Annotated in this window: 8 protein-coding genes; 5 read left to right on the top strand and 3 right to left on the bottom strand. The window is 59.5% G+C overall.

The window, feature by feature from the left end; translation table 11 throughout:
* Positions 1-3: 3 nt before the first annotated feature.
* Positions 4-2,241: an NADP-dependent isocitrate dehydrogenase gene (locus R8871_RS36625; RefSeq protein ID WP_175054782.1), complete on the bottom strand. Its 2,238-nt coding sequence runs from the start codon at positions 2,239-2,241 to the stop codon at positions 4-6.
* A gap of 242 nt (positions 2,242-2,483) precedes the next feature.
* Here R8871_RS36625 and aspA point away from each other — a divergent pair, with 242 nt between their 5' ends.
* From aspA to R8871_RS36640, 3 genes are all read left to right on the top strand, one after another.
* Positions 2,484-3,911, top strand: coding sequence for an aspartate ammonia-lyase (gene aspA, locus R8871_RS36630; protein WP_175054783.1), 1,428 nt, complete (start codon positions 2,484-2,486; stop codon positions 3,909-3,911).
* A gap of 106 nt (positions 3,912-4,017) precedes the next feature.
* Entirely contained in the window at positions 4,018-5,310 is a 1,293-nt protein-coding gene (locus tag R8871_RS36635) for a dicarboxylate/amino acid:cation symporter (protein ID WP_175054784.1), read from the top strand.
* A gap of 88 nt (positions 5,311-5,398) precedes the next feature.
* Complete coding sequence (locus tag R8871_RS36640; RefSeq protein ID WP_175054785.1) at positions 5,399-7,360, top strand: alpha-galactosidase; 1,962 nt, start codon at positions 5,399-5,401, stop codon at positions 7,358-7,360.
* 60 nt (positions 7,361-7,420) lie between these two features.
* On the opposite strand, the gene R8871_RS36645 is transcribed toward R8871_RS36640, so the two are convergent.
* Entirely contained in the window at positions 7,421-9,277 is a 1,857-nt protein-coding gene (locus R8871_RS36645) for a beta-galactosidase (protein WP_175054786.1), read from the bottom strand.
* A gap of 253 nt (positions 9,278-9,530) precedes the next feature.
* Between R8871_RS36645 and R8871_RS36650 the strand changes: the two genes are divergently transcribed.
* The gene (locus tag R8871_RS36650; protein ID WP_175054787.1) at positions 9,531-10,220 is read left to right on the top strand and encodes a ferredoxin reductase domain-containing protein; all 690 of its coding nucleotides are present in this window, start codon (positions 9,531-9,533) and stop codon (positions 10,218-10,220) included.
* On the opposite strand, the gene R8871_RS36655 is transcribed toward R8871_RS36650, so the two are convergent.
* Complete coding sequence (locus tag R8871_RS36655) at positions 10,221-10,379, bottom strand: hypothetical protein (protein WP_175054788.1); 159 nt, start codon at positions 10,377-10,379, stop codon at positions 10,221-10,223.
* A gap of 367 nt (positions 10,380-10,746) precedes the next feature.
* Here R8871_RS36655 and R8871_RS36660 point away from each other — a divergent pair.
* On the top strand, positions 10,747-11,200 hold a 454-nt coding region (locus tag R8871_RS36660; protein ID WP_175054789.1), incomplete at its 3' end, for a porin.

Here is an 11,200-nt window from a genome sequence, read left to right on the forward strand (position 1 = left end):
CTCTTAAGCCCGCGTTGCCGCCAGTGCGGCGTTCAGCGTCTTGCTCGGACGCATTACGTCGGCCAGCATGTCGGCGTCAGGCCGGTAATAGCCGCCGATGTCTGCCGGGTTGCCTTGCACGGCTGACAATTCGTCAACGATGACCTGCTCGTTGTCAGTCAATTTTTTGGCCAGCGGGGCAAACTGTGCGGCGAGCGCGGCGTTTTCGGTCTGCGCCGCCAGTTCCTGAGCCCAGTACAGGGCGAGATAAAACTGGCTGCCGCGGTTGTCCAACTGACCGGTCTTGGGCGACGGGTTTTTGTTGTTGTCCAGCAGCTTGCCCGTGGCGGCATCCAGCGTTTTAGCCAGAATTCTTGCCTTGTCGTTGTCGGTCTTGATGCCCAATTCTTCCAGCGACACGGCGAGTGCCAGGAATTCACCCAGCGAATCCCAGCGTAGATGGTTTTCTTCCACGAGTTGCTTGACATGCTTCGGCGCCGAGCCGCCGGCACCGGTTTCGTACATGCCGCCGCCTGCCATCAGGGGAACGATGGATAGCATTTTGGCGCTCGTGCCCAGCTCCATGATAGGGAACAGGTCGGTGAGGTAGTCGCGCAGGATGTTGCCCGTGACCGAGATGGTATCGAGGCCGCGAATGACGCGCTCCAGCGTGTAACGCATGGCGCGCACCTGCGACATGATCTGGATGTCCAGGCCCGTGGTGTCGTGGTCCTTGAGGTAGGCCTCGACCTTCTTGATCACCTCGGCTTCGTGCGGGCGGTACGGGTCCAGCCAGAAGATGGCCGGCATGCCGGAGTTGTGGGCGCGCGTGACGGCCAGCTTGACCCAGTCGCGGATCGGCGCGTCCTTGACCTGGCACATGCGCCAGATGTCGCCTTCTTCAACGTTCTGCGTGAGCAGCACTTCGCCGGTGGCGAGGTCGACGATGCGCGCTTCGCCCGCTTCCGGGACTTCAAAGGTCTTGTCGTGCGAGCCGTATTCCTCGGCCTGCTGGGCCATCAACCCGACATTGGGGACCGTGCCCATCGTGACGGGGTCGAAGTTGCCGTTGGTTTTGCAGAAGTTGATGATCTCCTGGTAGATGCGGGCGAACGTGCTCTCCGGGATCACGGCCTTGGTGTCCTTCGGACGGCCGTCGGCGCCCCACATCTTGCCGCCGATGCGGATCATGGCCGGCATCGAGGCGTCCACGATCACGTCGTTAGGCGCGTGCAGGTTGGAGATGCCCTTGGCCGAGTCCACCATGGCCAGTTCGGGGCGATGCTCGTGGCAGGCGTGCATATCGCGGATGATTTCTTCGCGCTTCGAGCTGGGCAGGCTTTCCAGCTTGTCATACAGGTTGACGAGGCCGTTATTGACGTTCACACCTAGTTCGTCGAACAGCTTGCCGTGCTTCTCGAAGGCTTCCTTGTAGAAAATCTTCACCGCGTGGCCGAAGACGATGGGGTGCGAAACCTTCATCATCGTGGCCTTGACGTGCAGCGACAGCATGACGCCGGTCTTGCGGGCGTCTTCCATCTGCTCTTCATAGAAGTCGCACAGCGCCTTCTTGCTCATGAACATGCTGTCGATAATCTCGCCGTCCAGCAGCGAGACCTTGGGCTTGAGCACAATGGCTTTACCGCTTTGTGTCAGCAATTCCATCTTCACGTCGCGAGCGTGGTCTACCGTCATGGACTTTTCGCCATGGTAGAAGTCGCCGTGCTTCATGTGGGCCACGTGGGTGCGCGAAGCCATGCTCCACTCGCCCATGCTGTGCGGGTTCTTGCGGGCATAGTTTTTTACGGCGGCGGGCGCGCGGCGGTCCGAGTTGCCCTCGCGCAGTACGGGATTCACAGCGCTGCCCAGGCACCTGGAATAGCGTTGGCGGATGGCCTTCTCAACGTCGGTTTTCGGCTCTTCAGGGAAATCCGGCACCGCGTAGCCCTTGGCCTGCAGCTCCTTGATCGCGCCGACCAGCTGATGGACTGAGGCGCTGATGTTGGGCAGCTTGATGATATTGGTGTCGGGCAGAAGGGTGAGGCGGCCGAGTTCGGACAGGCTGTCGGGCACCCGTTGCGCCTCGGTCAGAAATTCGGGGAATTCGCCCAGGATGCGGCCCGCGAGGGAGATGTCGCTGGTGGTGACGTCGATACCGGCCGCCGCGGTGAATGTTCGGACGACGGGCAGGAAGGCGCTGGTGGCTAGCAGCGGGGCCTCATCGGTCAGGGTGTAGATGATCGTCGGTTGCTGGGTGCTCATCGCTTGCCTCAAGATCGGAAACCTGTTTTGGATGTCACCGGCCGCGTCACAAACCGGCATTCGTCTTCGAATTCTGCCTCATTTCGGTTTCGCCATCATGTAATTTCCGACAAACCCGGCTGACCTATGCGTGGACTGGCGCGCGTCATGAAAAATTAGCATGACGGTCGCGCTGGATTTTTGTTTCCTCCATATAGGTGCAAGGGTGTCTTCAACCCCAATCCCGCGCGAGGAGCATGTCCATGGCTGCTGAAATTTCCTTTAGAACCGAACATGATCTGCTTGGCGATCGTGACGTTCCCGCTCACGTCTACTATGGGGTTCACACCCTGCGCGCGCTGGAAAATTTCCCGATTACCGGCTCGCCTATCTCGGTATACCCGGAGCTGATCAAGGCGCTGGCTTGCATCAAACAGGCCGCCGCACAGGCGAATCATGAACTGGGCCTGCTCGACGCGACGCGTTGCGACGCCATCGTCGGTGCCTGCGCTGAATTGCTGGAAGGCAAGCTGCATGATCAGTTTGTGGTCGACGTCATTCAGGGCGGCGCCGGGACATCGACCAATATGAATGCGAACGAGGTGATCGCCAACCGCGCGCTCGAACTGTTAGGGAAGAAGAAAGGCGAATACCAGTATTTGCATCCAAATGAGCAGGTCAACATCGGCCAGAGCACCAACGATGTTTACCCTTCGGCCCTGAAAGTCGCGACATGGTTCGGCATTCTGGGTCTCATCGACGCGATGGCGGTTCTGCGACGCGCTTTCGAAGCAAAGTCGCTGGAGTTCAAAGACGTTCTGAAAATGGGACGTACGCAATTGCAGGATGCAGTGCCGATGACGCTCGGTCAGGAGTTCAGCACCTACGCCGTGATGCTCGGAGAGGATGAGGAGCGGTTGCGGGAGGCGGCGCTGCTGATCTGTGAAATCAACATGGGCGCGACAGCGATCGGAACGGGTATTACCGCGCATCCCGATTACGCACCGCTGATCCTGAAGCATCTCAAGGAAATTACGGGTATTCCGCTTGTCACGGCGCCCAACCTTATCGAAGCGACGCAGGACTGCGGCGCTTTCGTTCAGTTGTCCGGCGTGCTCAAGCGCGTGGCAGTCAAGCTTTCAAAAACCTGCAACGACTTGCGCCTGCTCTCCAGCGGTCCGCGTGCGGGTCTTGGGGAAATCAACCTGCCGCCCATGCAGGCCGGCTCGAGCATCATGCCGGGGAAGGTCAACCCCGTCATTCCCGAGGTCGTGAACCAGATTGCGTTCGAGGTCATCGGCAACGACGTCACCGTGAGTTTCGCGGCCGAGGCCGGTCAGCTCCAGTTGAACGCTTTCGAGCCGATCATCGCGCACAGCCTGTTCAAGAGCGTGACCCACCTGCGCAACGGCTGCCTGACGCTCGCCGAGCGCTGTGTCAAAGGCATTACCGCCAACGAGGCGCACCTGCGCGCGTCGGTCGAAAATTCGATCGGCATCGTGACGGCGCTCAATCCGTACATCGGCTACGCCAACGCGACATCCGTCGCGATGGAGGCGCATGCCACGGGCGGACGCGTCTACGACATCGTGCTCGAGAGGGGGCTGTTGTCCGAACAACAACTCGACGAGATCCTCAAGCCAGAGGTCCTCACGCAGCCCACGCCGCTTTATATGCCGCCGAAGCAGTAAGCGATCTGGCCGTACCGGTGTCGAGCCGGGAGACGACGCGTTGCCCAGGTACTGATTGACGGATGCTCAACCCACGATCTAGCGCAGTTGCCGGAGACAGGAATTCATGAAGACGAACAAGCTTACTACGTGGATCATGGTCGCCATGATTCTGGGTGTGGTTGCGGGTTACATCTGCAACATCAACGCACCCAATGCAAAGGCCGCCAAGGAGATCGCCGGTTATTTCTCGATCGCCACAGATGTGTTCCTGCGTCTGATAAAAATGGTCATCGCGCCGCTCGTGTTCGCGACCCTGGTGGGGGGCATCGCCAGCATGGGGGACTCGTCCGCCGTCGGGCGCATGGGCGTCAAGGCAATGGGGTGGTTCATCTCCGCCTCGGTGGTATCGCTGCTGCTCGGCATGCTGTTCGTGAACATCCTGCAGCCGGGCTACGCGCTTAACCTGCCGCTGCCGGACATCGCCGCCACCACCAATCTGCAGACCTCCACGCTGAACCTGAAGGACTTCGTTACCCACGTTTTCCCGAGGAGCGTGTTCGAGGCGATGTCCCAGAACGAGGTACTGCAGATTCTGGTCTTCTCGCTGTTCTTCGGTTTCGCCATCGCATCGTTCAAGGGCCGCGCCGGCCAGCATCTGCTCGCGCCGATCGAGGACCTGGGCAAGACGATGCTGCGCGTTACCGACTTCGTGATGCGCTTTGCCCCAATCGGCGTATTCGGCGCAGTAGCCGCTGCGATCACCGTTCAGGGCATTGGCGTGCTCGTGACCTACGGCAGGTTCATCGGCGAGTTCTACGTGGCCCTGCTCGTGCTGTGGGCGGCATTGATCGGAGCGGGTTATCTGTTCCTTGGCGCACGTGTATTTACGCTGCTCAAGCTGGTCAAGCAGCCAACCATCCTGGCTTTCTCGACCGCCAGCAGCGAGGCCGCCTATCCCGCAGTGATGGAGCAACTGAAGAAGTTCGGTGTGCCCGACAAGATCACCGGTTTCGTGCTGCCGCTCGGCTACTCGTTCAACCTCGACGGCTCGATGATGTACTCGGCTTTTGCGTCGCTGTTCATCGCCCAGGCCTACAACATCCAGCTCAGCCTGACGGAGCAGATCACCATGCTGCTGGTGCTGATGATCACGAGCAAAGGTATCGCCGGTGTGCCGCGGGCGTCCATCGTGGTGGTGGCTGCCGTTCTGCCGATGTTCAAGCTGCCCGAGGCCGGCGTTCTGCTGATTCTCGGCATCGACCAGTTTCTCGACATGGGCCGCACGGCGACCAACGTGATCGGCAACAGCATCGCCACCGCGGTGGTGGCCAAGTCGGAAGGCTTGCTCGGCGTCACGCGCGATGTCGACGAAGACGATATGCTCGAGCCGCCTGAGCAGAACGCTCTGGCGAACTAGGCTGGAGGCGGGTTCGCCGACGGCCTTGGACGCGCTGGGCCGTTGCCGGTACTCTATGGAGGTTGCTCCTGCTCGAGACCGGCCTCCCATGCGCGCCAACGATGCTTTGCCTACGCAAGCCGGCATGCCCGTGTTCCAGAGGACGGGTGATGCCTGCTCATTCGGTAACGACGTACTCGCGTTACGCTGGATCGTCAGGGACGAACGTCTCGCCGATTTCACGCTGATGGATTTCGCAGGAGAGCGCACGCTGCCCGTCGTCGCGCCATTCGCGCTATTGCTCGGTGACGGACGTACTGTTGGCGTGGCCGAGTTGAGAATCCTTGCGCCGCTGAACGAAACCCTGCTCGCAGCGAACCCCCATGCGTCCCGCCTGGCTGAACGAATCGCAGGCCGACGCGTGAGCGCCACCCTCGTCGACGCGCAAGGCCGTCTAAAGGTGGAGTGGAGTACGGAGCAGCGCGAAGGCTCACGATACCTACGTACACAACTGGCAATTACGGCGCTTCTTCGGGACGAAAATATCGCTGTCGTTTCATTGCTGGAGACGTGTGCTGCCGACGCACAAGCCAGCAGCGAATTGAAGGGCACGCCTGTGATCGCGGGCAACTTCTATCTAGGCTTTGAGCTTCCGTTGGCGGAAAGTCATGTGGAGGGCGGCAGCGTCAGATTTACTCTGCAACGTGCATTGCCGCTGGAAATGAACCGGACGCTGGTCTACTCCGCCGTGGCCGGCGTAGCGCGCGATGGCCAGTTACGGCGCGATTTCGCTACCTATCTGGAGCGGGAGCGGGCTCACCCGTATCGCCCGTTCCTGCACTACAACAGCTGGGGCGACATCGGCTACCTCACGCCGTACACGCAGGAGCAAGCGCTGGAGCGCATCGAAGCAATCGGCCGCGAATTGCATGAAGCGCGCGGGGTGCAGATCGATTCGTTTCTGTTCGACGATGGCTGGGACAACCTTGGCGGTGGCTGGCATTTCAGCAAGAGTTTTCCGCATGGCTTCGTTCCGCTGCGCGACGCTGCAGCACGTTACGGCGCCGCGCCCGGCGTATGGCTGTCCCCGTGGGGCGGCTACTGTGCGCCGCAACAGGAGCGCGTGGCGCGCGGCCGTGCTGCTGGCTATGAAGTTATCGATAACGGACTCGCGCTCTCAGGGCCGAATTACTATCGACGCTTTCACGAAGTCGTGATGGCCTTGCTCAATGAGGACGGCGTCAACCAGTTCAAGTTCGACGGTACAGGCAACGCCGACAGGGTGTTTCCAGGCAGCCTCTTCGATAGCGATTGGGACGCGGCGATCCAGCTCATCGAGCATATCCGCGTGGCCAAACCCGATACCTTTATCAATCTCACTACAGGGACGCATCCGTCGCCGTTCTGGTTACGTTACGCGGATTCCATATGGCGCGGTGGCAGGGACGACGATCTGGCTGGAACCGGCACTAACCGTGAGCGCTGGATTACGTACCGCGACGCGCAGACGTACCACAACGTCGTGGTGCGCAGTCCGCTGTTCCCGCTCAATTCGCTGATGTTGCACGGCATTCTCTACGCGCAGTGCAATCCGCGCCTCAACACGGCGGCGGGCGATGATTTCGCCAACGAGGTGCGTTCCTACTTCGGGAGCGGTACGCAATTGCAGGAGCTATACATTACGCCGGCGCTGCTGGGCGAGTCCGACTGGGATGTGCTTGCGGACGCCGCCAGATGGGCGCGCGAGAACGGCGATGTACTGCGCGACAGCCATTGGATCGGCGGGGCGCCTGACCAGCAAGCGGTTTACGGCTGGGCAGCGTGGGCGCAGCACAAGGCGATCGTGACACTGCGCAATCCGGACAGCCGCGCGCAACGCTTCACGCTGGATTTGCGGCGACAACTGGAGTTACCGGTTGCTGCTGCGGCGCGTTTCAATGCTCGTAGCGTTTGGCGTGAAGAGGCTTTTGATATTCCGGCTTTACTGGACGCTGATGTGCCGCACGAAGTCCAGCTCGCACCGCTCGAAGTGCTCACGCTGGAGCTGTTGCCGATCGCTGAAGCGAAGTAGTGATGTGGATGTGGCCGAATTTTTTCGCCGCTTGCCCGGCAGCGACCCGTGGCGCTCGCGCTAAGACAACGTATCCGCCAGTTCCACGGGCTTCGCCTGGATCTGGTGCAAGTCGAAGATCAGCACCTCGTTGTCACCTCGCACGAGCCACGGCGCAGGGCAATACAGGCGCCTTTGCGGACCGATATTCCAGTAGCGTCCGAGATTGTGCCCGTTGACCCAGACGACACCCTTGGTCCAGTTGCTCATGTCGAGCCAGGTGTCGCCGACCTCTTCGAGTGGCAAGCTTGCCTTGAAGAATAACCCTGGCTTTAGCGGGTTCGCGCAGCTTCCCTTCAGGTTGGCGATAAACGTTTCATCCATCGGCAGCAGGAAGACTTCCCAGTTCCTGAGCGTGGCGAACGAGCCATCGGCGGCTTTCATCCTGACCGGATCGAGCAGTCCTTTGCGGTCGACGAGCGCGGGGCCGAAGTTGACCCGTCCCATGCCTTCCACGAGGACCTCTAACGATATCGGGCCGCCTGAGTTCGGCTCGTGTTCCGGCAACGTCGAAGGTAGCGCGAGCGGCGCGCAATGCATCATGTGGAGCGACAGCGCGTACTCCGATGGTATTTGCGCCCTCGACACGCCGCCTGCATAGCGTTCGCCGACAAAAACCGTCGCATAGTCATGAACACTGCTGATATCCAGCACGCCACCTGCATACTCTTGCAACTGCTTGCGGTACAGCGCGAAGCCAAACGCCTGACCATAACGCTCAAAGGACTGTGGATTGATGCTCTGTGCACGCGGCAGCGCCGCGGGCAGGTTATCCCAGATCGACGCGTAGAGCGTTGGCATCAAGGCTTCGATGCCTGTGCGTTCGAGCGTGGCGATGGCGCCAGGTATATCGGGCAACGGCGCAGGCAGGTAGCGGCCGATGATATCGCGGTACTTCATATACTTCAGCGTCGCCGCGCCCTGCTCGTTGATCGGCGCCGAATAGTCGTAGCTGGTGATGTCGGGTTGATAGTTACCTGAATCATCCACGTTCGCACCAGCATAGAAACCAAAGCTCGTACCGCCGTGAATGACGTACAGATTAAACGACTGTTTCGACTGCATGAACGCAGTCAAGGTGTTCGAGAGGTCATAGTTCGTTCCCGCGAAATCCGGTTCACCCCAATGAGTGAGCCATCCTGGGTACACCTCGCCGGCCATCGCGGGCACGGCAGGAAATTCCCGGCGGACGGTTGCGATTTGTGCCGCGTCGCCATTGCTCAACGCAATCGCACCACCGCTTACCGTAGTGCGATTGCGTTCGAGTTGCGGGAGGCCGTCTTCGGTGTAGAACGGCCCGGTTACGCCTCCTTTGAGCCAAAGCTGCCTGAGTTCTTCGAGGTATGCCGGATTGCTCGCATACGAGCCGAATTCATTTTCGATCTGGATCATCAGGATCGGCCCGCCGTGATTGATCAGCAAAGGCTTGATACGTGGAACCAGTTCTTCGATGTAGCGAGCTACCGCCGCCATATAACGCGCATCGGTGGCTGAGTCGGTTCTCAACTGGATGTCCTGATAGCTCAACAGGTAGGAAGGGAGCCCCCCCAGATCCCATTCGGCGCAGACGTAGGGCCCGGGCCGCAGCAGCACCCACATTCCTTCGGACTGGCACAGCCGGATGAAGGCCTCGATATCGCGGTTGCCGCTGTGGAAATCGAATAGGCCCGGACGCGTCTCGTGATAATTCCACATGATGTACAAGGCGATGCAATTCATCCCCATCGCCCTGGCCATCCTGATTCGATGCTGCCAATACTCGCGCGGGATGCGGGCCGGGTGCATCTCGCCGCTGCGAATCTGGAACGGCTTGCCGTCGAGCAGGAAGTGTTCGCCGTCAGGGCTGAAAGAGAAGGTGTGGCCGCATTCGAGGTTCACGGTGCACTCGCACTTTGGCGCCCGAGGCGCGGTTGAACTAAGCGAAAGATGAAAACCAGCTAACGTCCACCCTTTATCCGCATAGTTGTATACGTGGTATGCGCGTTGAACGCCTTGCTGCTGGATTTCTCGCGCCCTAATCTGAATCTACATTCAGCGGTCCTTCGAGCAGCATCCTGGGCCGGCCATCTCATGCAATCCATACATCGACGAACTCCCGATTTCGGAAGACGAAGATCCTATTGGAGAAGACATGCACGACAACCTCCTCTCAGTCATCATCACACGGAAATGGCAACTTGCCGAGAGTTACCATGCCGTCGAACTTCAAACCAGGTCCCGATCGGAGCTTCCGTCGTTTGACGATGGCGCTTGCATCACACTTGTTCGCGACAACGTTATCCGCAAGGAAAAAATATATCCGCTGTGCTGTTTTACGTCCCGGCCGAGCGCATATGTGATCGCTGTAAGACAGGATGATGACGATACAGCCGCAGAAGCATCTGACATCTCCTTGAGTCAAGGAGACGAGGCGTTCATCGTAACGCCACGGAGTCCTGCGGTTATTTTAGACGGCGGCACACGATCTATTCTTTTCGCCGGAGGCGTAGGCGCCGCATCGATCGCGGGAATCGCGAACCGGCTTGCCTCGGCAGGTCAAAAATTCGAGCTGCACAACTTTGCCCGATCGCCTGAACGCGCAGTCTTCCGGAAAGAACTGGATGCGCTTAAAAGCGAGGGTAGGGTCCATCACCATTTTGGCTTGGATGCTGACCGAGTGGAGCAGACGACGTCTCACGCGATGAGCCCGGCACATGCGAACACGCAGATCTACTGCAGTGGCCCCCCGGCATTTATGGACCTCATCGAGCGCCAGGCTCGCGGCTGGGTGTATCCGGCTAATATCCACAGAATTGTCCTGGGTGACACAAAAAATTCATAGTCATGCATTTTCCAGGATGAGCTTGCCGGCCATCGGCAGGTTCAGGTTGACTACGATGTCGGGCACCAGGCCGACATCGTAGAAATCCCCGGCATCTCCACTGCCTTCTATCTCCCGCCTCAGCCCCCCGCGCATCAAATTCGAGCTTGGCTTTTGCATCTGCGGATACTAGCCCTGACTCTTCTGAAGTCCGTCCAGATCCCCCAGATTTTCCCTGTCTCGTTTCGCCGCAAGCTTCGCCGCAAGCAAGGTGGCCGCCCTAACTCAACCAAAATTGCGCAAGAAAAAAACTAACTAGATCGTACAAATGCGTATAAACCCCGAAAGACATCGGACCGTGTTTGAACGACACTTCGGGCTGGTTTAGAGATCCTGGCGTCACTCAGTGCTCACCCCTCTGCGCATTTTTCACCGGCATGCTGAACCGGCTGGCTCAGCACGTCTTGGGTAACCGAGGCGATTGCCGATGTAAGGGATTGAGTGTTGGGGTAAGAAACTAAGAAAAGATTTTTAAAGAGGAGCAGAAATGAAAAAGGTAATAGCAACCTCGGCCCTTGGGTTGGTCGCCCTCGGCGCGCACGCTCAGAGCAGCGTGACGCTGTACGGGATCGTCGACACGGGGTTTGGTTATCAGAGCAGCCAGACGTCGCTCGGTTCGACGAGTGGCGGCCGTTCGGTGATCAAGATGGTGAACGGCATCTGGGCCGGCAGCCGCTTCGGCCTGAAGGGTGGTGAGGATCTGGGCGGCGGCACGAAGGCAATCTTCCAGTTGGAAGAAGGCTTTAACAGTGCAACTGGCGCGCAGTCTGTCTCCGGTCTGGCGTTCAACCGGCAGGCTTATGTCGGCGTGGCCAACCCTACCTACGGTACGTTCACGGCCGGCCGTCAGTACACGTCGTACTACACGCTGCTGTCGCCGTATAGCCCGACCACGTGGCTGACGGGCGCATACGGCGCGCACCCGGGCGATATCGATTCGC

The sequence above is a fragment of the Paraburkholderia sediminicola genome (genome assembly GCF_902859805.1).
GTDB classification, from domain to species: Bacteria; Pseudomonadota; Gammaproteobacteria; order Burkholderiales; family Burkholderiaceae; genus Paraburkholderia; species Paraburkholderia sediminicola.